A 24,545-nucleotide genomic window follows, 5' to 3' on the forward strand; every position below is an offset into this window, starting at 1 on the left:
GAAGGACCCGCATGGGACTGCTGCTGCGTCCGGACGTCTACTACGCGAAGTCGCCCCAGGGCGCCTATGTGCTGACCCACGAGGGGGAGGTCGGGTTCACGGGAGCGTCGGTCTACCTGCTGATCGACCGGCTGGCCCCCTACCTCGACGGCCGCCACGGGCTCGACGGGCTCACGGCGGACCTGGCGCCGGAGCGGCGCCGGCTCGTCGAGCGCATGGTCGCCGCGCTGCGTGAGCGCGGCGCGGTACGCGAGGTCCGCGGGCCCGGTTCGGCGGCGTCCGCTCCGGCCTCCCCCGAGGCCGCCTTCCTCGACTACTTCCGCGAGGACGGCGCCGACGCGTTCGCCGCCTACACCGCGAAACGGGCGCTGGTGGTCGGCTCGGGGCGGCTTCTGGCGGAGACCGCGGCCGCGGCGGCCCGCAGCGGCCTCGGCCGGGTGGAGGCCGTGATCGCCGGCGGGCACCGCGCGGACGCCGACGAGCTGTCGGCGCGCCTGGCGGGCGCCGGAGCCGCGGCGGGAGCGGCCCGGACCGCCGCCGCGTTCGCTGAGGCGGCGGAGGAGCCTGGCCCCTCCTTCCGCCTGGACGGCGCCGACCTGGTCGTGCACGCCGCGGAGGACGGGGCGGCGGCCGACCGACGCGCCCGGCTGCTGGAGCACCTGTGCGCCGCCGCCGGGGTCCCGCTCGCTCAGGCCCTCCTGCGGGACGGCGCCGTGTGGCTCGCACCGATCGGGGCGAGCTGGACGTCGGCGCGGCTCAGGCGCGCGGCCCGGGCCTTCGGGCGCGAGCGGCCCGCTCCAGTGCCGGAGAGTGCGGCCGACCCACTGGCGGCCAAGGCTGCGGCCGCGCAGCTCGTCCACGGGGCGTTCCGGGCGGTCACGGGCGCGGGCGCGGGCGCACCCGACACGCTGACTCGGGTCGGGCCGTCGGGGCTGGAGAGCACGGCCCACCGGTTCCGCCCGCATCCGTTCGCGGCGCCCGCAGGGCCGGCCGGCACCGGGCACGACCTCCTCGGCCGGGTCGCCGCGCTGGCTGAGCGACCGCGGTCGGCGCCCGAGGACTTCTCGCGCGAGGCGAGGTCGTGCACGGGGGAGGTGCTGGGCGTCCTCGGCGAACCCGATGAGGGCGACCGCGTCCAGTTCCCGCTGCACGTGTGCGGGATCGAGGTCTCCGACCCGGTCGGGCTGCTCGGCGACCGCGACCGGGGGCCGACCGTCGTGGGCGCGGGGACGGGGTTCGAAGCGGCGCGGCTGCGCGCGGCGCTCCGGGCGTTCGCGCTCTACGGCACCCTGATGGCCGACCCCCGGCGGCTGCTGTCACCCGGGGGCTCGCCCGTGTGCGCCGAAGACGACGACCCCTGGGCGGCGGTGGCGGCGCTGCGCACGCACCGAGGCACGGGCCGGGTGTGGGCGTACGGGCTGGTCGATGGGGATGCCCTCCTCGTGGACGCCGCGCGGGTCTTCCCCGCGCTGGGCCCCGGAGCGTCACCGCCCCGGGCCGGCGATGCGGCCTCCCGGCTGCCCGCGGGAGCCGCCGCGGCCTACAGCTGGAGCGAGGCGGTCCAAGCCGGGCTGCTCGCGCAGTGCCATCGCCGCACGCTGGCCGCCATCGGCGCGTCCGCGGCGCCCTTCCCCCGGCTCGACTTCGCCGCCGCGGACCTGGACGAGCGGGGCGACCACTGCCGCGCCCTGCTCGGTGCCGTCGACCACGAGGTGGCCTGCCACGACGTCACCGGCCCGCTGGGTGTGCCGACTGTCGTGTGCCTGCTGGGAGGCGCACCCGCGGCCTCCTCCTCGGGGCTCACGGTCGCCGACGCGCTGGCGGCGGCCCTGGAGAAGGCGCTGCTGGCCTACCAGGCCCGGACCAGCGGCCGGGGTGAATACGCGCTCGCTGTCCCGCCCCTGCCGGCGCGGCTGCGGGGCGAATCGATGCGCACCGCCGAGGCCGGTCCGCGCCTGACCGGCGCGGACCTCGCGGCGGCGCTGGCGGCGCAGGGCCACCGGCCCGCCGCCGTCCCCCTGGATCACGACACGGAGGTCAGCAGGGTGATGCCGTTCACCGTGAGGGTGGTGCTCGCCGATGACCGGTGAAACGACCGCCGCGCCCGCCGGGGCCGTTGCCGGCGGAGGCGGCGCAGCGCTGCACGTCGTCGGGTCGGGACTGCTCGCCGACGCGATCGCCGACGCGGCCGCCGCGCACGGCGGCGTCGCGGGTTCCGCGGCGCCTGAACCGGAGACGGCCGGTGTGGACACCGGGGGGCTGGTCGTCGCCGCCGCCGACGGCTGGGACACGCGCCCGTACCCGCGCGTGCGCGCCGCCTGCGACGCCGCGCCGGCGCCGTGGCTCCCGGTGCGCACCGAGCTCGGCCGCCTCGTGCTGGGACCCGTCGAGATCCCGGGCCGGCCGGGCTGCGGCGACTGCGCAGACCTGCGCAGGCGCGTCGCCCGCCGGGACCCCCGGGGCCGCGAGGAGGTCCTGCGGGTGCACGGCGACGCGCTGGCGGAGCGGCCGTCGTCGTGGCTCACGACGCTCGCCGCCGACCTGGCGGCGGCCCTGGTGCTCGACGAGGCGCAGCGGGTGGCGCAAGACCCCGAATCCGCCCGCACGCGCAACGCGATGATCTTTGTGGAGCTGGACAGCCTGCGGACGTCGCGGCACCGCTTCCTGCCCAACCCCCTGTGCGAACGGTGCGGCTCCCGGCCCGACGACGCGGCGGCGCTGGCCGAGCTCTCGCTCGCCTCCCGCCCCAAGCCGACGCCCGACACCTACCGCGCTCAGGACGTCGCCGACCGCTGGGAGTCGCTGGAGCAGACCTATTTCGACCCGGAGTGCGGGCTCGTGCACACGCTCACGAAGGGCAGCGGCGGCGGGGTCGTCACCGCCTCGGCGGAGCTGGGCGCGCACGGCGACTCGGTCGAGTACGGGTTCGGCTGGACCCGCAGCTACCGCACCAGCCGCGTCGTCGCGCTGCTGGAGGCCCTCGAACGCTACGGCGCGACCCACCCCAGCGGCAGGCGCACCGCCGTGCACGCGCCCTACGCCGATGTGCGCGACGAGGCGCTCGACCCGCGCGAGCTGGGCCTCTATCCGCCGGAGCGCCACGTTGCCGGCTTCTCCTTCCGGCCGTTCTCCGAGTCCGTGGCCTGCTCCTGGGTGTGGGGCTACTCCTTCGCCCGGTCGGCGCCGATCCTGGTGCCGGAGAACTACGTGTACTACCGGCTGATGCGGCGCGCCGGCCCGGAGAACCCGCCGTTCGTCTACGAGTGCTCCAACGGCTGCGCACTGGGCGGCAGCGTGGAGGAGGCCGCCTTCTACGGCGCGCTGGAGGTCGCCGAACGGGACGCCTTCCTGATGACGTGGTACGCGCGAATGCCCGTGCCCCGCATCGACATCGGCTCGGCCCGCGACGACTCCCTGCCGCTGCTCGCGACGGCGATTGAGCGGGAGACCGGCTACGAGGTGCGCGCGTTCGACACGACGCTGGAGTACGGCGTCCCGAGCGTGTGGACCATGGCGGTCAGGCCGGGCGACGACGACGCGGCGCCCAAGGCCGCGTGCTCGGGCGGCGCCCACCTCGACCCCGAGCGCGCCCTCCAGCGCGCCCTGAGCGAGCTGGGCCCGATGACGGCCGGCCTCCTCGGGCAGGACCCCGCCCGCCAGGCGCGGGCGCGGGAGATGGTGCGCGACCCGTCGCTGGTCACGCTGATGGCCCACCACACGCAGCTCTACGGCCACCCGGAGGCGTTCGACCGCTTCGACTTCCTCGACCGCTCCCCCGGCCTCCGCCGCGTCGCCGACATGGCGCGCGTACCCCCGGCGGCCGACCTGCGCGACGACCTCGCGGAGCTGGTGCGCCGCTACCTCGACTGCGGCCTCGACGTCATCGTCGTCGACCAGACGACCCCCGAGCACCGGGCGGGCGGCCTGGCCTGCGTCAAGGTCATCGTCCCCGGCACCCTGCCGATGACCTTCGGCCACGCATACCGCCGGGTGCACGGGCTGCCGCGGCTGTACACGGTGCCGCACCGGCTCGGCTACGCCGCCCGGCCGCTGGGCCCCGAGGACATCAGCCACCACCCGCACCCCTTCCCCTAAGGAGTCCTTATGCAGTTGATGCTCGTCGCGTGGGACCTCAGCGACTCCGACGCGACCCCGGAGAGCCTGCGGCCGTACCTGCGCGACTACGCCGCCGACGCCTTCTCCACGCTGGACGGCATGCGGCTGAAGGCGTGGTTCTCCGACGCCGAGCGGCAGATGTGGGGCGCGGTGTACCTGTGGGACGGCCCCGAGTACGTCGACGGGTGCTTCCGGGTGAGCCGGTCGATCGAGCTGATCGGCTACCCGCCGACCTCGGTCTACATGTTCGACCTGGAGGCGGCGACCGAGGGCAGGAGCGTCCACGAGGCGCTGTCCGGTCTGGGGCTGGCCCTGGAGACGTGACGCTGGGGGCCTCTGCCGGCGCCCCTGCGCGGGCTACGCGGTCTCCGCTCCGCCCGCGGAGCGCTCCTGGGCGCCCAGGCCCCGCAGCAGGGCGGCGCGCACGGCGGGGCGGCTGCCGAAGGCGAGCAGGAACGTCGCCTCCCGCGTGAGGCGCTGGGCGTGCGCGTCCGCGAGCAGGGACCGCCCGCCGACGTGCACGGCCAGTGCGGCCGCGGCGCTCACCGCGAACTGCGAGACGGCGGCGCGGGCGGCGGGCACGTCCTCGGGCGCCGCGTGCAGCAGGGTCCTCCGCGCCGCGCCGAGCCGGGCGGAGAGCGCGCCGCCGTCGTCACCCATCAGCGCGATCGCCCGGCCGGCCACGCCCAGCGCGAGGTTGCCGTTGAACCGCACGGACTCCGGGTCGTTCTTGCGGTAGGCCTCCAGCGGAACCGTCTGCGCGACCCGCTCGCGAGGCACGAAGTGCCGGGAGAAGCGTACGGTCACAGTGCGGCTGGCCTGGGCGGCGACCAGCCGCGCCGGCGGACCGGCGCTCACCGACTCCCCCTCCTCGGCGTCGAGCAGCGCCATCACGAGGACGTCGTCGGCGTCGCGCGCCGCGGTGTAGAGGGTGTCGACCATGCCCCATCCGCTCACCCAGGGCGCGGAGCCGTCGAAGACCCACCCGCCGTCCACGGGCTCCGCGCGAAGCATGGGGGTTCCGGGGCGCACCGCCGCGGTGACCGCCACCCCCGACCGCAGCCGGCCCTCGGCCAGCGGCTTGAGGCGGGCCTCGCGCAACTCGTGGTTGCCGGTCTTGGCGAGGGCCGATACGGCGCCGTGGTGCTGCATCCACACCAGCGTCGTCGCCAGGCACCCGCCGGCCAGCGACTCCACCGCCCGGCAGGCCGCCTCGTAGCTCGGGAAGTCCAGTGCCGTCAGGTCGTCGGGCGCCGCGAAGCCGTAGAAGCCCTTCTCGGCGAGCAGGTCGAAGTGGCTGCCCGGCACGCGGTCGGCACCGTCGACCTCCGGCGCCGCGGGAAAAAGGGCCTCGTCGGCGATGCGTACCGCCTCGTCGAGGGACCGGCAACCCGCCGGGGTTGCGCCGGTATCGGTCACGTCGCGCCTCCTTGATCCGGCTGGGCGGGCTGCACGGCACAGGGCGCTGCGACGTGGGCGGAGCACCGGGCGCGGGGCAGGGTGCCCGTACCGGTGTCTTCCCACAAGCGGGGGCGGTCATTCCCCCCGATACCGGGCCATCCGGCGCGAACGAGGTGGGCGCAGCCGGCCGCGGCCGGTACGCGCGGGGGCGCGTCCACCGCTTCCCGACTGCCGGGGAGAGAGCGGCATGCCCCGGACCGGGCGGCTCCGGCGCGGCTCTTTGCGGCCTAGCGCGAGGCCGCGGCGCCTCGGCGCATGCTGGGAGCCGCGTCGGAGTCGCGGATCAGCGACACCACGAACAGCCCGAGGACCGCGAAGACCACCGCCGCGAGGAAGGCGCCGTGGTAGGCGTCCATCTGGGCCTGGGCCCGGGCCGCTTCCGACGCCGACGGGCCCAGCGCCGCGGTCTCGGCCTGGCCGCGGATCACCAGCACGGTCGACAGCACCGCCACACCGGTGGCGGTGGCGACCTGGCGGCTGACGTTGAACAGCGAGGTGGCCCGGCCCATGGAGGCGGCAGCGGTCTGCGCGAAGGTCGCGGCCTGCAGCGGCACCATGGAGGTCCCCATGCCGATCCCCTGCACGAACATCATCCCGCCCAGCACCCAGTACGGCGTGGACAGCCCGACCAGCTGGAACGACAGGGTCAGGCAGCCGATCAGCGCCAGCCCCGCCAGGAGCAGCCGGCGCGGGCCGACCCGCGGGTAGAGGCGGCTGATGAACTGCGTGGTGACGACCATGCCCAGCGCCTGCGGCATCAGGACCAGACCCGCGTCCAGGGCGGATGCCCCGCGCAGGTTCTGCATGTACAGCGGCGTCAGGAACAGCACCCCGAACATGGCGGCGGTGATGCACAGCAGCGCCGCGTTGCCGGCTCCGAACAGCCGCTCCCGCAGCAGGCGCAGGTCCAGCATCGGCTCCGCGGCCTTCAGCTCCCGCCAGACGAGCAGGCAGATGAGCACGGCGGCGGCGACCAGGCCGCCCCACACCGACGGCCGGCCCCAGCCCGCCTGGGCCGCGCGGTCCAGGGTGACCAGCAGACTCGCCAGCCCCGCACCGGCGAGGACGAACCCGGCGAGATCGAAGCCGCCGGCGCGCTCCTGCACCTCCTCGCGCAGGAACACCACGGTGAACAGCAGGGCCAGCGCCCCGATGGGCACGTTGATGAAGAAGATCCAGCGCCAGCTCGCGTACTCCACCAGGAACCCGCCCAGCACCGGGCCGAGGGCCGGAGCGATGCTCGTGGGGATCATCAGCACCGCCGAGGCCTTCGCCCGCTCCTCGGCGGGGAAGGCGCGAAAGAGCATCGCCTGGCCGACGGGCACGAGCATGCCGCCGCCCACGCCCTGCAGGACGCGGGCCGCGATCAGCCACCCGATCCCGCCGGCGAACCCGCACAGCACCGATGCCGCGGTGAACACGAGCACAGCCAGCTGGAAGGTGCGCTTGCTGCCGAAACGGTCGCTGATCCAGCCGGAGGCGGGGATGAACACCGCGAGGCTGGTCATGTACCCGGTCAGCACCCACTGCAGGGTGCCCTCGTCGACGCGGAACTCACGGCCCAGCGTCGCCAGCGCCACGTTCAGGATGGTCACGTCCAGGATCTGCATGATCAGCCCGAACACGAACGTGATCGCGACCAGCCACTTGTACTCCAGTCGGCGCAAGGGACGGCTCCGTCTTCCGTGAGGCGGTGTAGGGCGCGGTCAGGGCCGAGGACCGCGGCGGTGCGGCCCCACCCGCCCGGGCGGGGGCTCCTGCGGCCCGTGCGGGCAGCAGGCGACCGCACCTACCTGCTGACCCGGAACCCGTCCGACGATCCCCCCGATTCCGCGTCCTCCACCACCGTAGGGACAAACCGCGAAGACCTGCAGCAGGAGGCCGCCGTCGGCCGGTCAGCCGGTCGACCTCAGCGGGCGCACCCGCGCAGGCGAGCGGTGCGGACCGCGCCGCACCGCTGTGGCCCGGCGCGGCAAGCCCGGGAACGAACGACCGCAGGGTCCGGTCGGACGCCGGAAGCGGCCGGGACGGCGGCCCGCCCGGCGGGCGGGCCGCCGACCCGGGTCAGCGCGGCGCCCCGCGCCTCAGCCGGCGTCCGACTCGGACCTGCGGAGGACGGCGACGAGATCGCCGCGCGCCCGAGCGACGCGGGAGCGCACCGTCCCGATCGGCACCCCGGTCGCCGCCGCGGCCGCCTCGTAGGTGAACCCCTGGAGCTGCGTCAGCACGAAGGCGGTGCGGCGCGGTTCGGGCAGCCCGTTCACCAGGTCGTCCAGCGCCAACTCCTCCTCGAAGGACGGCCGGTGCGGCAGTGCGGCGTCGGCGGCCTGCTCGCTGCCGTCGGAGCGGGCGGCCCGGGGCCGTACCGCGGCGGCGCGGTAGTGGTCGGCGACGGTCCGCCGGGCGATCGACATGAGCCAGATCCGCGCCGACGAGCGCCCCGCGTAGCCGGCGAGGCTGCGCAGCGCACGCACGAAGGTCTCCTGCGTGAGGTCGTCGGCGGTCTGCGGGTCGCTGAGGTAGGCGACGAGGCGCCACACGTCGCCTCGGGTGGCGCGTACGAACGTCTCGACGGCGTCGGGCGTGTGGTTCTGGGCGGCGAGCGCGAGATCGGTGATGCGCTGCTCGGTCAGGGGCTCCCTACCGCGCAGGCGGCGTCCGGGAGGGCGCGCCCCCTGCTGGCGGGCGGGCGTCCGCTCGGCAGCGGATGCCGTCCGCTGCGGCCGGCCCTCGGCCGGGTGGGCATGGGTGGTCGTCGACATGGCGTGGTGTCTTCCTCGCTTCGGCCGTGCCCCGCCGGGACTGCCGTGCGGGCCGGGCACGGGGGTTGCCACGCGCGGCGGTGGTCGGCGCGGACCTGCGGCCAGGACCCCGTCCGGGCGCGTGTGATGGGGAGGCGGCCGGCGCTCGGGCGCGGCGGCGCCGTCCGCGGGCCCCTCCGGCGGGCGGCCGGTGGGGCGCACGGGTGTATCAGGGCGTGACGAGCGAGGGCGGCGGTCCGCGCACGACGAGCGCGTACCGCAGGACCGGCGTGGGCACCCGGATGCTCCGCGGCACGCAGACGCACAGGGACGTGCGCCGCGTGGGGCGCCACCGGGGTGCGGCCGGCAGCAGGGGAAACAGGAGTGCGCGCACATGGCGGGCCAGGGCGGTCGCGGCCGCCTCGCCGCGGCGCAGCCACCACGCGGACAGCAGCCCTGCGACCGTGTGCCACAGCAGCATGCCCCAGTCCGAGCCGCCGCCGGAGCCGTGGCCGCCATGCCCGGTCTGCGGGACGGCGGCGGCCGGGGCGCCCGGGTGGGCGGAGGCGATCACGGCGGGGTCGGCCGACCCCTGGGCCAGCGCGAAGACCAGGTGCAGCGCGAGCTGGCTCCAGGCCATCCACCCCAGGATGACCCAGTAGCCGCGCTCCTTGCCCGCGGCGACCGCGGCCGCGGCGAAGACGCCCGCGAACCCGGCGGCGAAGCCGGTGAAGGGGACGTGGTGCGCCGACATCACCGCGTGTCCCGTTCCGGACACGCCGACGGCGACCGCGGCGAACACCGCGGCCCGGCACGTGCGCGAAAGCGGCGACCTCAGCACAGTGATGTCATCCTCGCACCGGTTCGCGGGCGCCCTCCGCGGGGGTGGTCCGGCACCGGCGGGTGCGGGCTCCCGCCTGGTCCGCGATCCGGCCGACCGCCGAGGCGCCGGCCCGGCGGTGCCGGATCCGGTCCGAATCCGGGGCGCGTGGAACCGTTCCGCGCACCCGTCCGACTTGTGGGAGACCCGCGGTCCGGGCCGGGCATCGGAGCCCTGTGCATCCGGTCCGCACGCCGGAGGGGATGCACACAGACACGCGCCGGCGACAGGCCGGGGCGGCCGGCGGCGGGTCCCGCCTTCACCCGCCCACCACAGCACGAACGGACGCATGCGAGATGACCCGTTTCACACGCCGAACAACCGCATTCGCGGCGGCCGGAATCGCCGCCTTCACCCTCACCGGGTGCGGCGCAGGAGCCGGCCCGGGTGCGCCGGACTCCGGAACCGGCGCCCCGAGCGGCTCCGCGACCGAGGACGCGCGGAAGGGCTCCGCCGCCGAGGGCGGCCTGGAGGTCGGCGGGGCGTGGATACCCGAACCCGCGAACCCGGCTACGGCCGCCGGCTACCTGACCGTGCGCAACGTCGGGGACCGGGACGACGCGCTGGTGGACGCGGAGACCCCTGCGGCCGGAACGACCGAGGTCCACACCACCGTGACCGCCGACAGCGGAGCCAAGACGATGGAGGCGGTCGAGCGGGCCCCGGTGCCGGCCGGCGGCGAGCTGGTGCTGGAGTCCGGGAGCTACCACCTGATGCTGATGGAGCTGCCCGAGGACCTCTCCGCCGGCGACACCGTGGCTCTGACCCTGCACTTCGAGAGCGGGACCGAAATCGACGTCGACACCCCCGTCCTGGAGCGCTGAGGCGTCGTCCCGCCGGGATGAGCGGGGGACGGCTTCGCTGAGGGGGCCTGACCCCGGCGTCGGCCGCCGCGCGCGCCGCGCTACCGGCGGGGCCGGGGAAGCACGATCGGCGTCGAGGTGAGCGGATCGCTGATCACCATGCACGGCAGCGAGAACACCGCCTCCACGGTCTCGGCGGTGACGACCTCCCGCGGCGGTCCCTGCGCGACGACGCCGCCGTCCTTCATGACGACGAGATGGTCGGCGTAGCGGCCGGCGAGGTCGAGGTCGTGCAGCACGAGCACGATCGTGCGGCCGTCCCGCCGGTTCACGTCGGTGAGCAGCTCCAGCACGTCGACCTGGTGCGCGAGGTCCAGGTAGGTCGTCGGTTCGTCGAGGAGCATCACGTCGGGATCCTGCGCGAGCGCCAGCGCGATCCACACCCGCTGCCGCTGGCCTCCGGAGAGCTCGTCGAGGGGGCGCTCGGCGAGCTCGGTCACGCCGGTCACGGCCATCGCCGCGGAGACCGCCTCGGCGTCGGCGTCGCTGAACTGGCGGAACCACCGCTGGTGCGGGTGGCGCCCCCGCGCGACGAGGTCGGCGGCCGTGATGCCGTCGGGAGCGACCGGCTGCTGCGGGAGCAGGCCCAGCCGCCTGGCCAGGCTCCTGGCGGGGAGCCGGGAGACGTCGGCGCCGTCCAGCAGCACGGTGCCGCTCTGCGGTGCGAGCAGGCGGGCGAGTCCGCGCAGCAGGGTCGACTTTCCGCAGCCGTTCGGGCCGACGACCGCCGTGACCTTTCCCGGCGGCAGGGTTACCGAGACCCGGTCGACGACGGTCCCCGCCGACCGGTAGCCGAGGCAGAGGTCGGCGGCGGCCAGCGTGGTCGGAGAGGGCGAAGAGGCCGGCGGGGTGGGCGAACGCGTCATCCTGTGTGTCCGATCCGGTTGGCGCGGGCGAGGAGGTACAGCAGCACCGGTGCTCCCAGAACCCCCGTCATCACGCCGACGGGCAGCTCCACCGGGGTGAACGGCAGCCGGGCGGCGAGGTCGGCGGCGACGACGAGCAGGGCGCCGACCGCCGCTGCGGGCGCGAGGAGGGCCCCGCGGCCGGGGAGCAGCCTGCGGACGATCTGGGGCGCCACCAGGGCGACGAAGCCGATGGGGCCGGCCGCCGCCGTCGCCATCGCGGCGAGCGCCACGGCCACGGCCGCCGGGGCGAGCCTGGGGCTCGCGGTGCGCCCGGACAGCATCCCGGCCAGATCGTCCCCCAGCTCCAGCAGCCGGATCCGGCGCGCCAGCACGACCAGGACCGGGGCGGCGACCGCGAGGGTCGCGGCGACGATCGCGACGTGCAGGCCGCTGCGGTTCGCGAGGCTTCCGGTCAGCCAGGCGGAGGCGGCCAGCACGCGGTGGTAGTCCGCCCGGGTGAGCAGGAAGGAGACGGCCGAGGTCAGCATGGCCGCGACACCGATGCCGACCAGCACGAGCCGGTAGCCGCTCAGACCGCGCCCGGCCGACAGCGCGAAGATCGCCCCGGCGGTGGCCGCCGCCCCCGCGAGCGCGCCGGCGGCGGTGTGCAGCCCCGTGCCGCCGTACACGGTCAGTACCGTCAGGGCGCCGAAGGCGGCGCCGGAGTTCACGCCGATCACGTCCGGACTGACCAGGGGGTTGGCTGAGATCCGCTGCAGAACCGCCCCCGACAGGGCGAAGGCGGCCCCCGCCCCCAGGCCGGTGAGGGCGCGCGGCAGCCGGTTGCGCACGACGACGTCGTACTCGATGAGCGAGCCGCCCCCGGCCAGTACCCGCAGGACCCCGCCGACCCCGATGTCGTACTGGCCCAGGGTCAGGGACAGCACGGCGGCGCCGCCGGCCAGCAGCCAGACGGCCGCCGCCAGGACGGTGGACCGGCGCCCGAGCACGAACACGACGCGGGCGCGCGGGCTGCGCAGCACCAGTGCCTCGCGGTCTTGAGGGGTCACAACTGCGCCACCTTCCGCCTGCGGACCAGGTGGATGAAGAAGGGCGCGCCGATCAGCCCCGTGACGATGCCCACCTGGAGCTGCTCCGGGCGGATCAGCACCCGGCCGAGTACGTCGGCGAGCACCAGCACGGCCGGCGCCAGCAGCAGGCACCAGGGCATGATCCACCGGTAGTCCGGTCCGGTCAGCGCCCGCGCGATATGGGGCACGACGAGGCCGACGAACGTGATCGGCCCGGCGATCGCCGTGGCGGCTCCGGCCAGGAGCACGACCGCGGCGGCCCCGAGCGCACGGGTCGACGCGAGCCGCGTGCCGAGGCCGCGGGCCATGTCCTCACCGAGGGCGACCGTGTTGAGCTCGCGGCGAACCGCCGCCGCCAGGCAGAGGCCCACCAGGACGGCCGGGGCGGCGACGAGCAGCTGCCCGGTGTCGGCGCGCGTGAGCGAACCCACGGTCCAGAACCGGAAGCCGTCGAGTGCGGAGGGGTCGAGAAGGGTGATGGCCGTGGTCGCGGATCCCACCATGGCGCTGAGCGCCGCACCGGCCAGCGCGAGCTTCACCGGCGCCGCGCCGCCGGCGCCGAGCGAACCGAGTGCGTAGACGAAGACCGCGGCCAGCGCGGCCCCGGCGAAGGAGAACCACAGGTAGCCGGTGAGGGCGCCCACCTGGAAAACGGACATGGCGACCACGACGGCGAACGCCGCACCGGCGTTGACGCCGAGAATGCCCGGCCCCGCCAGCGGGTTGCGGGTCAGCCCCTGCATCACGGCACCCGCGATGCCCAGGCCGACCCCGGCGAGCACCCCGGTCGCGGTGCGGGGCACGCGCACCTGCCACACGATCCGGTCGGCCTCGCTGCCGGCGGGCGCGACCAGGGCCGAGACCGCGTCGGTGAAGGACAGGGCGTAGTTGCCCGTGACCAGCGAGAGAGCACACGCGGCCGCCAGCACGAGACCGGCCGACGCCAGGCCCGCCGCCCGGCCGGCGCGGCCGGACAGCAGGCCCCGGCGCGGCTCGTCCGGCGCCCGGGGCGCTGTGGCGCATCCGGTCCCGGGCGGCGCGGTCGCACTGGTCACGGGTTACTGCTCGACCAGGTCCGGATGGATGCGGGAGGCCACCAGCTCGATGCTGTGCGCCGCCCGTACCCCGGCCGCCCGGTCGGCGAACAGGAACGGGTGGACCTCGCCCTCGGCGACGGCCGCCACCCCTTCCAGCGCCGGGTCCGACTTGATCGCCCGGACCTCGTCCCGGGCGTCCTGCGTAGTCATCTCGGCGTCGCAGCAGGCGTCGGTGAGGATGACGTCGGGATCGCGTTCGACGAGCTCCTCCACACCGACGTCGACGTTGCGCTTCCCGGTCAGGTCGGCGAAGGCGTTGACGCCGCCCGCGTGCTCGATGATCCGGGTGCCGAAGTCCACTCCGCTCGCCACCCGGTAGCCGCCGTCCTCGCCGGGGGAGACGATCGCCACGGACGGGCGCTCGGCCCCCTCCACCTTCGCCTCCACGGCGGCGATCCGCTCCCGCATGTCGGCGATCACCCGTTCGGCCTCGTCCTCGGCGCCGAACAGCGCGCCGAGGTCGCGCAGGTCCCGGTAGACGCTGTCCACCCGGACCGACTCCGGGTCGATCGCCCGGTCGGTCAGCCCGTCCTCGCTGGGGCACAGCGGGCTGAGGATCCAGCTCTGCACCCCGAGCTCGCGCAGGCTCGCGCGGGTGCCGACCGAGCGGTCCGGGCTGTTCTCGGCGAAGAACCCGTTGAATCCGGAGATGACGAAGTCGGGGTCGGTCTCCAGCAGTCCCTCCCTGCTCGGGAGCGTCGGCACGTAGTCGGCCGCGGCCTGCTCGTCGGCGTACTCGGGCAGCACCTCGGCGTCCAGGAACGCGGTTCCCACCAGCCGGTCGCTGAGCCCGAGGGCGTGGGCGACCTCGATGCCGGGCTGGTATGCGGCGTAGACACGCTCGGGCGGCGCCTCCACGGCGACGTCGATCCCGCAGTTGGTACGGGTGACGGCGTCCTCGCCGACCGACTGCTCGGGGGCGGGGGCGCCGCAGCCGGCGAGCAGGACGACGCCGGCCATCGCGCACGCGGCACGGGGTGAACATGAAGATACGGGGGCCATGAGACCGCCTTTTCCAGGTCCTCGTGGAATCGGGTCGTGCGGTGCCGTGGCCGGTCTCCTGGCTGACGGGTGAACGCGCGCTGTGTCCGGCCTTCCCAGGGATCGCGCCCCAGTGGCCCGTTCGGACGAACGACACAGCACTCCCGATCACAGTGGCGAGGGCCGCACCGGTTTCACACCGGATTCCCGTTCACCACGGCGCCGCCGACGCTAGCACGCCGCGCTCTCGGCCCTCGGGCCCGGGGAGCGGTCGGCCGCCCGGGGGGTGCCGGACGGTTCGCGGAGCCGCGGGCGCGGCCACGTCCCCCAAGGGGGCGGCCGCGGTTCCTGCACCGGCGCGGTCGGCGGTCGCGCTTTCTTGTCGGAGGGGCGGGGCGGACGCCGTGCGTTCGGGCGCAGGTCCCGGTCGGGCCGGGACCTCCGTCCCCTCTTCTGCGACCGCCGTCGTCCGCGCATGCGCACGCACGTGCGGTTTCGCTGTTCGCGGGCGTGCGGCGGCGCGTCCCGCCTCTCGCAGGCGCGCCCGGCGGGTGGGAGCGGCGTCGCGAGCGGGTACGCCAGTCCGGGAGACGGCGGAGGTGCGCGGCCGAAGCGCAGCGCCGCCGCAGCAGAGTGAGGTGACCTGCCATGGCCGAGGCCCACGCCCCCATCCGCGTGTTCCTCGTCGACGACCACGACGTGGTGCGCCGCGGAGTCGGCGCCCTGCTCGGCGACGAGCCCGACATCGAGGTGGTGGGCGAGGCCGCCGGCGCCGCCGAAGCGACCGCGCGCATTCCCGCGGTCCGGCCCGACGTGGCCCTGCTCGACGTCCGCCTGCCCGACGGCAGCGGTGTCGAGGTCTGCCGCCAGGTGCGCTCGGACCTGCCCGACCTGGCCTGCCTCATGCTCACCTCCTACGCCGACGACGACGCGCTCTACGACGCCGTCATGGCCGGAGCCTCCGGCTACGTGCTCAAGCAGATCCACGGCTCCGACCTGGTGGGCGCCATCCGCACGGTCGCCGCGGGCGAGTCCCTGCTCGACCCGCGCAGCACGGCCCGCATGATGCGCCGCATCCGCGAGGACGCCCAGCGCACCGACCCCCTGGCCGAGCTGTCCGACCAGGAGCGGCGGATCTTCGAGCTGATCGGCGAAGGGCTGACCAACCGCCAGATCGGCGAGCGCATCTTCCTGGCCGAGAAGACCGTCAAGAACTACGTCTCCAGCGTGCTGGCGAAGCTGGAGATGCAGCGCCGCACCCAGGCCGCCGCCTACGCCGCCCAGCTCAAGTCGCAGAAACCCCACCGCCGCGACGCCGACTGAGCCCCGCCTCCGCCGGGCCGAAGGTCCCCTCCTCCGCGGGCGCAGGGCCCGCGCGCCACCGCCCTTCGCCGCTGCCCGCGGCCGCGCCGCCTGCCTACCGTCGGTCATAAAAGCCCCGGGCGACGGCGGGAGACAGCGATGGAGAACAGATCTGGCGCGCCGGTTCTGGCAGCGGTCGACGAGACGGAGGGCAGCCTGCGCGCCCTGGACTGGGCCGCGGACGAGGCGCTTCGGCGCGACCGGCGGCTGCGCATCGTCTACGCCTTCGACTGGCCGCTCTACCACACGGTGCCCGCGGGTATACCGGACTACTCGATCGAGGAGTTCGCCCTCCGCCTCGTCGATCACGCCCGCGACCGGGCCGTCGAACGCGTGCCGGGCCTGCGGGTGGAGGCGGAGTTCGACGTCGGCGACGCCGCACCGATCCTGCTGCTGGAGGCGGCCGAGGCCGAGCTCGCCGTCATCGGGTCCCGCGGGCGGAGCCGGCTGGGTGCGGCGCTGCTGGGCTCGACCGGGATGGAGATGGCGGCCACGGCCCGCTGCCCCGTCGTCGTGGTGCCCGACCGCGAGCCCAAACCGGCCGCGGGGCGCATCGTCGTGGGCCTGGACGGTTCGCCCGCAGCGCACTCGGCGGCGGCGTGGGCCTTCGCCACCGCCGCCGGGCGCGGCGCCGCGCTGCGCGCCGTGACCGCCCACGCGCGGTTCTCCAGTGGACGCCTCGGTTCGCTGGAGGTCCCGGCTCGCTACGCCTTCGACTCCGCCGAGGAGGCGGCGGCCAGGGAGGAGGCCCGCCGCCTGCAGTCGGAGTCCCTGGCGGGCCGGCGCGAGCACTATCCGCAGGTCGCGGTGGAAGAGCTGGTCGAGGCCGGCCACCCCGCCCGTGTGCTGGTGGACGCGTCCGAGAACGCCGACCTCCTGGTGGTGGGCAGCCGAGGGCGCGGAGGCTTCACGGGGATGCTCCTGGGATCGGTGAGCCAGTCGGTGCTCTCCCACAGCGCCGTACCGGTGGCCGTCCTGCGCGCCGAGAAGCACTGAGACCGCGTCGCCGCCGCTGGAGCGAGGGGCGCCTCCGCCTCGAAACGGGCCCGCCGGGCGAGGCCCGGGCGGAACGGCGGGGCCCCGGGCGGACGGCGGAGGTCGCCGCCGTCCGGGCCGAAGGTCCGCCCCCCCACAGGCCCGCGGGCACGGTCGGCTCAGCGGCGCGCGGCGGAGGCTGGAAGCAGAAGAACGCGCCGGGAACACGACCGTACGCACGCGGCCGACCGGCGCGCCGCCAGCTCCGCCCCACGCTCCCACCCGGCGCGCCCCGCGCCCCCCACCGTCCGCCCGCGGATGCACGGCCCGATACGCGCAGGCTTGCGGCCGCCCTTCCGCGCCGTCCAGGTCGTCGACACCGACCGCCGCGGGCGGACCCACCGTCCGCCCGCGGCACGGCCGCCGGACCGCGCCGCCTTCCGGCGAAGGCAGACGCCGCACGACTGCACCCCGGCCGCGCCCGCCGGCGGGACCGAGGTCCCGTGTACGCGGGAACGAAGGCCGCGCGGGGCCGGGCAGGCCGGCTCTGTCGGCGGGGCGGGTTTCGGAGGAACGTGGACGGCGGAGAGCGGGACGTCCCGGAGGCCCGAGCGGCGTCCGGGACCGGCACGGGGGGAACCGGATGGACAGCACAGTCGGCGACGTCATGACCACGGGTGTCGCCACGGTCGACGAGCGGACCGGCTATCGGGACATCGTGCGCGCGCTGGTGGAGAGGCGCGTCAGCGCCCTGCCGGTGCTCGGCGCCGACGGGCGCGTCGTGGGCGTCGTCAGCGAGGAGGACCTCCTGCACAAGGAGGAGTTCACGACCGCGGGCGACCGCCGCCCGTACCGGACGCCGGCACGTGCTCGGCTGCGTGCCCGGCTCAGCGCGGGCGGCCTGCTGACCGAATCCGCCGAGGACAAGGCGGCGGGCAGTACCGCCGCCGACGTGATGACCCGCCCGGCGGTCACGATCGCGCCGACCGCGTCGGTCGTCGCGGCCGCCCGCCTCATGGAGCGCCACGGTGTCAAGCGGCTGCCCGTCGTCGACGACGGCGGCCTGCTCCTGGGCATCGCCTCCCGCCGCGACCTGCTGCGGGTGTTCCAGCGCGCGGACGGCGACATCGCCGCGGCGGTCGAGCGGGAGATCGGCGCGACCACGAGTGCGGTCCACGGCACGGTGGCGGCCGCATCGGTCGAGGACGGCGTGGTCACGCTGACGGGTTCGGCGCTGCACCGCAGCACCGCCGCCTGCCTGACGCGGATGGCCGCCGGGCTGGAGGGCGTGGTTTCGGTCGACAACCGGATCAGCTGGGACGTCGACGACGTCCTCCCGCCCTACATCACGTGGCGCACCCTCTGAGCGGACCGGCCGACCGGCCGGGCCGGTCCTCGCCGACCGGCCGGGCCGCCCGATCCCGCCGTCGCAGACTCCCGACGAGGCCGCCGCCGCAGGGACACGTACCGGAAGCCGGGTGCGGGCCCTCGCCCGAACCGGCGGAGCCGCGGCCTCGTCGGCGCGCAGTGAGTCGGACCGCCGGTGGCCGTGCTCCCGGACGCCGATGAGAGTATGGCCGTCCATCCGGCCGCCGGCCCGCACGCCGCGTCCGGCTCACCCCCAGTGCGACGAGGAAGACATGGCCATCACACGCGCCGAAGTGATCGTCACGAGCCCCGACCGGAACTTCGTGACCCTGAAGCTGACCACGGCGGACGGGGTGACCGGCCTCGGCGACGCGACCCTCAACGGGCGCGAGTCCGCGGTGGTGGCCTACCTCCGCGACCACGTCGTGCCGCTGCTGATCGACCGCGACGAGAGCCGCATCGAGGACACCTGGCAGTTCCTCTACCGCGGCGCGTACTGGCGCAGGGGCCCGGTCACGATGGCGGCGATCGCCGCGGTCGACACCGCCCTGTGGGACATCAAGGGCAAGGTCGCCGGGCTGCCCGTGTACCAGCTGCTCGGCGGCGCCTCGCGGGAGGGCCTGCTCGCCTACGGCCACGCGTCGGGCCGGAGCCTGGAGGAGCTGTTCGACAGCATCCGCGACCACCAGGAGCAGGGGTACCGCGCCATCCGCGTCCAGACGGGCGTCCCGGGCCTGAAGTCGATCTACGGCATCGCCTCCAACGAGACGCGCCACGCCGACAAGAGCGTGCGCTACGACCACGAGCCGGCCCAGCCGGGCTCCCTCCCCGCGGAGGAGGACTGGGACACGCGCAGCTACCTGCGGCACGTGCCCGCCGTCTTCGAGGCCGTGCGCAACGAGTTCGGCCCGGAGCCGCCCCTGCTGCACGACGCGCACCACCGGCTCACCCCGATCGAGGCGGCGCAGCTCGGCAGGTCGCTGGAGCCCTACGACCTGTTCTGGCTGGAGGACGTCACCCCCGCCGAGAACCAGGAGGCCCTGCGGCTCGTGCGCCGGCACACCACCACGCCGCTCGCCATCGGCGAGGTCTTCAACTCGGTGTGGGACTACCAGCACATCATCCGCGAGCAGCTGATCGACTACGTGCGCTCCGCCGTGACCCACACCGGCGGCATCAGCCACCTGAAGAAGGTGCTCGAGTACGCGGCGCAGTACCAGATCAAGTCGGGCATGCACGGCCCCACCGACGTCTCGCCGGTCGGAATGGCGGCGGCGATGCACCTCGGCCTGTCGGTCCACAACTTCGGCATCCAGGAGTACATGAAGCACGGCGCCCGGACCGACCAGGTGTTCCGGCAGTCGTTCAGCTGGCGCGGCGGGTACCTGCACCCGGGCGACGAGCCGGGCCTGGGCGTCGACCTCGACACCGACGAGGCGGGCAGGTACCCCTACGTTCAGGCGTACCTGCCCTACAACCGGCTCGCCGACGGCACGCTCCACGACTGGTGAGGCACGGCGGTGGCGGCCGCCGGCGGCTCCCCCTCCGCGGGCGGTCGCGTCCCCGGGGCGCGGTGGGGAATCCGCTTCCGTCCCCCGGGCATGGTTTTATAGGGGTATGGCCGCCGATGTGGACGACTTCCTGCGCCTGGTCGGCGCCCTGCCCTCGGTCCAGCAGGGCGAGGCGCGCGACTGGACCTCGTTCAAGGTGCGCGGCAGGGGGTTCGGCTTCCTCTGGGAACGCACGCGCACGGTCGGTCTGAAGCAGACCATCACCGAGCAGCAGGCGCTGGTGGCCGAGCGCCCCGCGGTCTTCGAGGAGCAGTTCACCGCCGGCGGCTACGGCTGGGTCGTCGTCAAGCTGGACGCGGTCGCACTCGACGAGCTGGCCGAGCTGGTCACCGAGGCCTGGCTGCTGTCCGCCCCGCAGGACCTGCTGGACGAGTACGAGGCCGCGCTCACCGTTCCCGGGGGTCTGCTGAACCGAAGCTGAGCCCGGCGCCCGCGGCGCCGGGAACCGGTTCACAGCGCGGTCAGGAGCGGGATCTGCTCGGGGTCGCCGAGCGCCGATCCCACCGCGACCATGGCGGCGCCGGCGTCCAGGAAGGTCCGCGCGTTGCGGCCGTCGACGCCTCCGGTGGCCACCACGCGCAGGTCCGGGAAGGGACCGTGCAGCGCCCTGATCCAGTCCGGACCCAGCACCGACGCCGGGAACGCCTTGACCCAGCGGCCTCCGGCCCGCAGGACGCCCTGCACGTCGGTCGGCGATGCCACCCCCGGCAGGTGCGGCATGGCGGCCTCCCGCGAGGCGGCCATGACCTCCGGGTCGAACCCGGGCGCCACCGTGAAGGCGGCCCCGCAGGCCGCGACCTCGCGGACCTGGCCGAGGTCGACGACCGTACCGGCACCCACCGGGACTCCGCGCTCCGCACCCGCCCGCACGGTCGCGCGCAGCGCCTCCATCCCCTGCGCATCGCGGGCGGGCACCTCCACGACGCCGATGCCCAGGTCCCACGCGCGGGTGGCCAGCGCGACCGTGTCCGCCGGGGGCAGCCCCCGCAGGATGGCCATCACCCGTCCACCGCCGAAGATCCCGGCGATCCCGTCGCCGCTCACGCCTTCCCTCGCACCGTCCGCCACGGCCGCTCCTCTCCTTCACCCCTCGGCGCCGGGCGGCCCGGCGCCTGTCCGGCCGAGCGCTCGTGCGGCTCCTCCAGCACGGCGTCCCACTCCCCTTCCCGCGGATTCCCGCGGAGGGGCGGCCGGGTCGCGCCCACCGCCCGCAGGACGCGCCCGGCGCACACGTGCCCCGGGCGCAGGCGGCCCGCCGCGTCCGGATCGCGCGGTCCGCCCGCAAAATACCCGGCGGCGAAGGCGCCCCCGCACCGACCGGCGCGACCACCTCCACCGCAGGTGAGCGTACGCGAAGCGCCCGGCCCCCCACGAACCCGGTCGCCCCGTACCCGGCGACAGCACCGGGGCGCGCCGGGGGTGGGGTGGTCAGCGGCGGGTGGCCAGGACCACGCCGGCCAGGCAGAGGGCCCCGCCGAGCAGGGCGAGAGCGGCCGGAACCTCGCCCAGGAGCGTCCACGAGAGCGCCACGGTGACCGGCGGCACCAGGTAGGTCGCGGCGATCGTGCGGCCCGCGGTCCAGTGAGATAGGACGTAACCCCAGGTCAGAAATCCGATCGCGGTCGGGAAGACACCCAGGTAGAGCACGGCTGCCAGAGACCCCGCCGGTGCCGCGGCCAGTTCGCCGATGAGCGCGGGCAGGAACGGCAGCAGGGCCGCGGTACCGGCCAGGGTGCCGAGCCACGTCATCGTCACCGCCTCCACGCGCGCGAGGAGGCGCTTCTGCAGCAGCACGGCGGACGCGTACAGCACCGCGGACAGCACCGCCAGCGCAACACCGACGGCGTCGACCTGGCCGGTGAAGCCGGTGACGGCGATCAGCGCGACGCCGGCGAAGGCGATGGCGACCCCGATGCCGAGCCGGCGCGTGAGCCGCTCACCCAGAACGGCGACGGCGGTCACCGCGACCAGGATGGGCGCGGTCGCCACCAGCAGCGCCGCGGTCCCGGCGTCCACCAGCCGCTCGGCGGCGTTCAGCGCCACGTTGTACCCGCCGAACCAGACCACGCCCCAGAGCCCGATGAGCCCCAGCAGGCGGCCCCGGGGCAGGGCGCGCAAGGACGCGGGCTGCGCGGCCGGCGCCGAGCCCGCTCGCCCCGCGGCCCCGCGCCGGGCCGACGCGGCCGCGACCGCCGCGAACACGCTCAGCGTGAGGGCCGCGGCCACCATGCGGCCGAGCGCCATGGCGCCGGGCGAGAAGTCGTGTCCGGCGGAGCGGATGCCGACGAACGCCGAGGCCCACAGCAGAACGGTGATCCCCGCGGCGCAGACGATCGTCCAGGACGGAGGGCGCCCGGCGCGCCGGGAGGGCTCCTGCGCGGAGGAGGGGGCGGCGGGCGGCGCGGTGCCGCTCTCCACCGGCGGGTGGGCGGGGATCTCAGGGCTGTGCTGACGTGTCATGCAGCGATTCTCACGCGCGGCACGATTCAGTACCAGCGATTATTTCTTCATGACGATTCAGTGCTGCTGTATATTCGGGGCATGCTCGACGTCCACCGGCTCCAGGTCTTCCGCTCCGTCGTGGCCTCCGGATCGGTCCAGACGGCCGCCGCCAACCTGGGCTACACGCCCTCCGCCGTCAGCCAGCACGTCACCGCGCTGCAGCGGGAGACGGGCCTCACCCTCTTCACCCGGGCCGGTCGCGGACTGCGGCCGACGGCCGCCGGGCACGCCCTGGCCGCCGAGGCCGATCGGGTGCTCGCCCGGCTCGGCGAGGCCGAGTCGCTGGTGGCGGCCCTGCGCTCGGGCCGCACGGGCTCGCTGTCCATCGCCTACTTCGCGTCGGTGGGCGCGGCGTGGATGCCGCACGTGGTCCGGCGGCTGAACACCGACCTCCCGGGCGTACGGCTCGCCCTCGAACTGCGCGAGCACATCCCGGTCCCCACCGAGGAGCGCGCCGACGTGCAGGTGGTCGTCGCGCAGTCCGACTTCGACCCCGGGGCGGGGTTCACCGCCCACCACCTGCTCGATGACCCCTACGTCGCGGTGCTGCCCGGCGGCCACCCGTTCGAGGGCAGAAACGAGGTGGACCTGGCCGAACTGGCCGACGACCGCTGGATCGACAACGACTTCGCCCGCGGCTGGTGCCGCGCCAACCTCGTCGAGGCCTGCACGGCCGCGGGCTTCACCCCGGCCTTCCACGTCGAGGCGCACGACTACCCGACCGCGCTCGCCTTCGTCGAGGCCGGAATCGGCATCACCGTTCTCCCCTCCCTCGGCGCGGCGCACCCGCCCGACGGCACCGCGTGCGTCCGCGTCGTCCGGCCGACCCCCGTCCGGTCCATCTACGTGGTGGTACACGAGGCGGTCGAGCACACCCCGGCGGCGCGAACGGCGGTCGCGGTGCTTCGCGAGGCCGCGGAACCGGCGCCGCGGGACGGCTCCCCCGCCGGCCCGGGCCCCGGCCGGCGGCCCGCGGCGGGCTCGCATTCCGCTCCCGCTCCGCCCACCCGGCAGGGCCTTCCGCGGGTCCCCGAAGCGGCGCGGAGCATGTCGGACTGAATGCGGGCGCCGGCCGCCCGCTTCAGGGGACGCGCGTAGAACCCGCGGCGCGCCGCGGGCGGCGCCGTGGTGCCGAACGGAACGGGCTCGACGGTGCCCTGCAGCTCACCCCGGGTACGCCCGGTCGAGGCCGCGGCAAGTCCCCGAGCCCGGTACCGGCCGGACCCGACCGCTCGGGCCGCCTGAAGCGTGTTCGCCGGGTCCGTCCGTAGCGGGCGGCGCACTCGGGCGCGGAGCGCCGCGACGGAGACCCGGTGCCGCTCGCGCACGGCGGAGGAAGGAGCCGGGGCGGGTCCCCTGCCGACTGACGAGAGCGCAGCGGGCTCCCTGATATCAGCCGTCCCGCGCGGAGTCGTACGCCGCCCGCGCGTGGACGACCTCCTCCACATGCTGCTCGGCCCAGTCGGTGATGGCCTGGATGGGCGCGCGCAGCGACTGCCCCAGCCGGGTCAGCTCGTAGTCGACCCGCGGCGGCACCTCGGCGTGCACGGTGCGGCTGAGCAGTCCGTCGCGCTCCATCGTGCGCAGCGTCTGGGTGAGCACCTTCGGCGCGATCCCGCCGATCGCGGCCCGCAGCCGGGTGAAGCGCATCGGCCCCTCCGCCAGGTGCAGCACCACCAGGCTCGTCCAGCGGTCGCCGATGCGGTCGAGCACCAGCCGGGTGGGGCAGTCGGGGTTGCGCACGTCGGGGACCAGGTTGGTAACCATGAGGTACTTATAGCACTTTGAAGTCACTGGTTACCAATCGCTACCGTTCGGCGCACCACACGAAACAGGAGGTAGCGATGCGACTGGTGCTGTTCGGCGCGACGGGGTTCGCGGGGAGCCGGATCGCGAAGGAGGCCCTCTCGCGGGGGCACGAGGTCGTCGGCGTCGCCCGCGACGTCTCACCGCTGACCGAAGGGGAGGGGCTGAGCGCCCGCGCGGGCACCATCCACGACGAGGCCTTCGTGCTGGAGGTGACCCGAGGCGCCGACGCGCTGCTGATCGCCACGCCCGGACGCCCCCAGGAGGACGGGCGGAAGCTGCTCGACGCGGTGCCCGCACTGGCCGCCGCAGCGCGCGCGAACGGCGTGCGGATCGGGATCGTCGGCGGAGCGGCCAGCCTGAAAGTCTCCGCGGACGGTCCGCGGCTGCTCGACACGCCCGAGTTCCCCGAGGCCTACAAGGTCGAAGCCGGCTCCCACGCCGAGGTGCTGGACGCGCTGCGCGAGGTCCCCGAGGACGTGGACTGGTTCTACGTCAGCCCCGCCGCGGTGTTCGGCGCGCACGCACCGGGCGAGCGCACCGGCACGTACAGGACGACCGACGAGGTCCTGCTCACCGACGCCATGGGCGACTCGGCGATCGGCGGCGAGGACTACGCGATCGCCTTCGTCGACGAGATCGAGGCGCCGGCCCACCGCCGCGCCCGCTTCGGCGTCGCCTACTGACCCGCGCGGGCGGGGGGACTCGGGCCCGCGCCGGCGCCGCACCGGTCGCCGCGCCGCTGCGGCGGGGCCGCGGGCATCGGGCGGGTCGCGCCCCTCAGGGGCGGCCCGCCGTCCGCGCGGCGCGAGCCTCAGTGATCGGCCTTGATCAGGTCGGCGGCGCGTTCGCCCACGGTCAACACCGTGACCATCGGGTTGGG

General features: G+C 75.4%; 22 protein-coding genes and 1 riboswitch. Of the genes, 11 read left to right on the forward strand and 11 right to left on the reverse strand.

Going from position 1 to position 24,545, the window contains the following annotated elements:
• Window positions 1-11 precede the first annotated feature (11 nt).
• Genes ABEA15_RS17000 through ABEA15_RS17010 form a run of 3 tightly spaced genes read left to right on the forward strand, consistent with a single transcriptional unit; the run spans window position 12 to window position 4,440 of the window.
• Window positions 12-2,090 (forward strand): hypothetical protein, encoded by a 2,079-nt coding sequence (locus ABEA15_RS17000; RefSeq protein ID WP_345557477.1) that lies wholly within the window; start codon window positions 12-14, stop codon window positions 2,088-2,090.
• A complete protein-coding gene (locus ABEA15_RS17005) occupies window positions 2,080-4,095 on the forward strand; it encodes a TOMM precursor leader peptide-binding protein (protein ID WP_345557479.1) in 2,016 nt (671 codons plus the stop codon). Before ABEA15_RS17000 ends, ABEA15_RS17005 begins: the two co-directional genes overlap by 11 nt.
• 9 nt (window positions 4,096-4,104) lie before the next feature.
• Window positions 4,105-4,440 carry a hypothetical protein gene (locus ABEA15_RS17010; RefSeq protein WP_344144883.1) on the forward strand — a complete coding sequence of 112 codons (336 nt, stop codon included), beginning with the start codon at window positions 4,105-4,107 and terminating at the stop codon, window positions 4,438-4,440.
• Between the two features lie 33 nt (window positions 4,441-4,473).
• Here the strand turns inward: ABEA15_RS17010 and ABEA15_RS17015 are convergent, their stop codons facing one another.
• From ABEA15_RS17015 to ABEA15_RS17030, 4 genes are all read right to left on the reverse strand, one after another.
• Window positions 4,474-5,535 carry an acyl-CoA dehydrogenase family protein gene (locus ABEA15_RS17015; protein ID WP_345557481.1) on the reverse strand — a complete coding sequence of 354 codons (1,062 nt, stop codon included), beginning with the start codon at window positions 5,533-5,535 and terminating at the stop codon, window positions 4,474-4,476.
• A 269-nt stretch (window positions 5,536-5,804) separates the two neighbouring features.
• Entirely contained in the window at window positions 5,805-7,244 is a 1,440-nt protein-coding gene (locus tag ABEA15_RS17020) for an MDR family MFS transporter (RefSeq protein ID WP_344144887.1), read from the reverse strand.
• Between the two features lie 417 nt (window positions 7,245-7,661).
• Window positions 7,662-8,339, reverse strand: coding sequence for a sigma-70 family RNA polymerase sigma factor (locus ABEA15_RS17025; RefSeq protein WP_345557483.1), 678 nt, complete (start codon window positions 8,337-8,339; stop codon window positions 7,662-7,664).
• A gap of 208 nt (window positions 8,340-8,547) precedes the next feature.
• Window positions 8,548-9,159, reverse strand: a complete 612-nt coding sequence (locus tag ABEA15_RS17030; protein ID WP_345557485.1) for a hypothetical protein — start codon at window positions 9,157-9,159, stop codon at window positions 8,548-8,550.
• A 335-nt stretch (window positions 9,160-9,494) separates the two neighbouring features.
• Here ABEA15_RS17030 and ABEA15_RS17035 point away from each other — a divergent pair, with 335 nt between their 5' ends.
• Window positions 9,495-10,022 carry a copper chaperone PCu(A)C gene (locus ABEA15_RS17035; protein ID WP_345557487.1) on the forward strand — a complete coding sequence of 176 codons (528 nt, stop codon included), beginning with the start codon at window positions 9,495-9,497 and terminating at the stop codon, window positions 10,020-10,022.
• Window positions 10,023-10,102: 80 nt separating this feature from the next.
• Here ABEA15_RS17035 and ABEA15_RS17040 read toward each other — a convergent pair whose 3' ends face one another.
• From ABEA15_RS17040 to ABEA15_RS17055, 4 genes are read right to left on the reverse strand one after another with little or no spacing between them, the layout of a single operon-like run.
• The gene (locus ABEA15_RS17040; RefSeq protein ID WP_344144895.1) at window positions 10,103-10,927 is read right to left on the reverse strand and encodes an ABC transporter ATP-binding protein; all 825 of its coding nucleotides are present in this window, start codon (window positions 10,925-10,927) and stop codon (window positions 10,103-10,105) included.
• On the reverse strand, window positions 10,924-11,979 hold the full coding sequence (locus ABEA15_RS17045; protein ID WP_345557489.1) for a FecCD family ABC transporter permease: 1,056 nt from the start codon (window positions 11,977-11,979) through the stop codon (window positions 10,924-10,926). The genes ABEA15_RS17040 and ABEA15_RS17045 overlap by 4 nt, the downstream gene beginning before the upstream one ends.
• Window positions 11,976-13,055, reverse strand: coding sequence for a FecCD family ABC transporter permease (locus tag ABEA15_RS17050; RefSeq protein ID WP_345557491.1), 1,080 nt, complete (start codon window positions 13,053-13,055; stop codon window positions 11,976-11,978). The genes ABEA15_RS17045 and ABEA15_RS17050 overlap by 4 nt, the downstream gene beginning before the upstream one ends.
• Window positions 13,056-13,058: 3 nt before the next feature.
• Window positions 13,059-14,057 carry an ABC transporter substrate-binding protein gene (locus ABEA15_RS17055; protein ID WP_345557493.1) on the reverse strand — a complete coding sequence of 333 codons (999 nt, stop codon included), beginning with the start codon at window positions 14,055-14,057 and terminating at the stop codon, window positions 13,059-13,061.
• Between the two features lie 73 nt (window positions 14,058-14,130).
• Window positions 14,131-14,312: riboswitch (cobalamin riboswitch) on the reverse strand.
• 414 nt (window positions 14,313-14,726) lie between these two features.
• Here ABEA15_RS17055 and ABEA15_RS17060 point away from each other — a divergent pair.
• From ABEA15_RS17060 to ABEA15_RS17080, 5 genes are all read left to right on the forward strand, one after another.
• Window positions 14,727-15,401 carry a response regulator gene (locus ABEA15_RS17060; protein ID WP_344144902.1) on the forward strand — a complete coding sequence of 225 codons (675 nt, stop codon included), beginning with the start codon at window positions 14,727-14,729 and terminating at the stop codon, window positions 15,399-15,401.
• Between the two features lie 138 nt (window positions 15,402-15,539).
• On the forward strand, window positions 15,540-16,436 hold the full coding sequence (locus tag ABEA15_RS17065; RefSeq protein WP_345557495.1) for a universal stress protein: 897 nt from the start codon (window positions 15,540-15,542) through the stop codon (window positions 16,434-16,436).
• A 622-nt stretch (window positions 16,437-17,058) separates the two neighbouring features.
• On the forward strand, window positions 17,059-17,781 hold the full coding sequence (locus ABEA15_RS17070; RefSeq protein WP_345557497.1) for a CBS domain-containing protein: 723 nt from the start codon (window positions 17,059-17,061) through the stop codon (window positions 17,779-17,781).
• 274 nt (window positions 17,782-18,055) lie between these two features.
• A complete protein-coding gene (manD, locus tag ABEA15_RS17075) occupies window positions 18,056-19,294 on the forward strand; it encodes a D-mannonate dehydratase ManD (RefSeq protein ID WP_345557499.1) in 1,239 nt (412 codons plus the stop codon).
• A gap of 106 nt (window positions 19,295-19,400) precedes the next feature.
• Window positions 19,401-19,775 carry an MmcQ/YjbR family DNA-binding protein gene (locus ABEA15_RS17080; protein WP_344144910.1) on the forward strand — a complete coding sequence of 125 codons (375 nt, stop codon included), beginning with the start codon at window positions 19,401-19,403 and terminating at the stop codon, window positions 19,773-19,775.
• Window positions 19,776-19,804: 29 nt separating this feature from the next.
• Here ABEA15_RS17080 and ABEA15_RS17085 read toward each other — a convergent pair whose 3' ends face one another.
• On the reverse strand, window positions 19,805-20,353 hold the full coding sequence (locus ABEA15_RS17085; protein ID WP_425579406.1) for a bifunctional 4-hydroxy-2-oxoglutarate aldolase/2-dehydro-3-deoxy-phosphogluconate aldolase: 549 nt from the start codon (window positions 20,351-20,353) through the stop codon (window positions 19,805-19,807).
• Between the two features lie 429 nt (window positions 20,354-20,782).
• Complete coding sequence (locus ABEA15_RS17090; RefSeq protein ID WP_345557501.1) at window positions 20,783-21,814, reverse strand: DMT family transporter; 1,032 nt, start codon at window positions 21,812-21,814, stop codon at window positions 20,783-20,785.
• An 81-nt stretch (window positions 21,815-21,895) separates the two neighbouring features.
• On the opposite strand from ABEA15_RS17090, the gene ABEA15_RS17095 reads away from it, so the two are divergent.
• Window positions 21,896-22,915: a LysR family transcriptional regulator gene (locus ABEA15_RS17095; protein ID WP_344144916.1), complete on the forward strand. Its 1,020-nt coding sequence runs from the start codon at window positions 21,896-21,898 to the stop codon at window positions 22,913-22,915.
• Window positions 22,916-23,248: 333 nt separating this feature from the next.
• Here ABEA15_RS17095 and ABEA15_RS17100 read toward each other — a convergent pair whose 3' ends face one another.
• The gene (locus ABEA15_RS17100) at window positions 23,249-23,623 is read right to left on the reverse strand and encodes a winged helix-turn-helix transcriptional regulator (RefSeq protein WP_344144918.1); all 375 of its coding nucleotides are present in this window, start codon (window positions 23,621-23,623) and stop codon (window positions 23,249-23,251) included.
• Between the two features lie 77 nt (window positions 23,624-23,700).
• Between ABEA15_RS17100 and ABEA15_RS17105 the strand changes: the two genes are divergently transcribed.
• Complete coding sequence (locus ABEA15_RS17105; RefSeq protein ID WP_345557504.1) at window positions 23,701-24,348, forward strand: NAD(P)-dependent oxidoreductase; 648 nt, start codon at window positions 23,701-23,703, stop codon at window positions 24,346-24,348.
• The last annotated feature ends 197 nt before the right edge of the window (window positions 24,349-24,545 follow it).

It is taken from the genome of Streptomonospora halophila (assembly GCF_039542725.1).
Lineage (GTDB): Bacteria > Actinomycetota > Actinomycetes > Streptosporangiales > Streptosporangiaceae > Streptomonospora > Streptomonospora halophila.

Bases quoted from the DNA above. Each gene is read 5' to 3' on its own strand.
- ABEA15_RS17000 (WP_345557477.1), top strand. From the start codon at position 12: ATGGGACTGCTGCTGCGTCCGGACGTCTACTACGCGAAGTCGCCCCAG.
- ABEA15_RS17005 (WP_345557479.1), top strand. From the start codon at position 2,080: ATGACCGGTGAAACGACCGCCGCGCCCGCCGGGGCCGTTGCCGGCGGA.
- ABEA15_RS17010 (WP_344144883.1), top strand. From the start codon at position 4,105: ATGCAGTTGATGCTCGTCGCGTGGGACCTCAGCGACTCCGACGCGACC.
- ABEA15_RS17025 (WP_345557483.1), bottom strand. From the start codon at position 8,339: ATGTCGACGACCACCCATGCCCACCCGGCCGAGGGCCGGCCGCAGCGG.
- ABEA15_RS17035 (WP_345557487.1), top strand. From the start codon at position 9,495: ATGACCCGTTTCACACGCCGAACAACCGCATTCGCGGCGGCCGGAATC.
- ABEA15_RS17040 (WP_344144895.1), bottom strand. From the start codon at position 10,927: ATGACGCGTTCGCCCACCCCGCCGGCCTCTTCGCCCTCTCCGACCACG.
- ABEA15_RS17055 (WP_345557493.1), bottom strand. From the start codon at position 14,057: ATGGCCGGCGTCGTCCTGCTCGCCGGCTGCGGCGCCCCCGCCCCCGAG.
- ABEA15_RS17060 (WP_344144902.1), top strand. From the start codon at position 14,727: ATGGCCGAGGCCCACGCCCCCATCCGCGTGTTCCTCGTCGACGACCAC.
- ABEA15_RS17065 (WP_345557495.1), top strand. From the start codon at position 15,540: ATGGAGAACAGATCTGGCGCGCCGGTTCTGGCAGCGGTCGACGAGACG.
- ABEA15_RS17070 (WP_345557497.1), top strand. From the start codon at position 17,059: ATGGACAGCACAGTCGGCGACGTCATGACCACGGGTGTCGCCACGGTC.
- manD (WP_345557499.1), top strand. From the start codon at position 18,056: ATGGCCATCACACGCGCCGAAGTGATCGTCACGAGCCCCGACCGGAAC.
- ABEA15_RS17080 (WP_344144910.1), top strand. From the start codon at position 19,401: ATGGCCGCCGATGTGGACGACTTCCTGCGCCTGGTCGGCGCCCTGCCC.
- ABEA15_RS17085 (WP_425579406.1), bottom strand. From the start codon at position 20,353: ATGGCCATCCTGCGGGGGCTGCCCCCGGCGGACACGGTCGCGCTGGCC.
- ABEA15_RS17090 (WP_345557501.1), bottom strand. From the start codon at position 21,814: ATGACACGTCAGCACAGCCCTGAGATCCCCGCCCACCCGCCGGTGGAG.
- ABEA15_RS17095 (WP_344144916.1), top strand. From the start codon at position 21,896: ATGCTCGACGTCCACCGGCTCCAGGTCTTCCGCTCCGTCGTGGCCTCC.
- ABEA15_RS17100 (WP_344144918.1), bottom strand. From the start codon at position 23,623: ATGGTTACCAACCTGGTCCCCGACGTGCGCAACCCCGACTGCCCCACC.
- ABEA15_RS17105 (WP_345557504.1), top strand. From the start codon at position 23,701: ATGCGACTGGTGCTGTTCGGCGCGACGGGGTTCGCGGGGAGCCGGATC.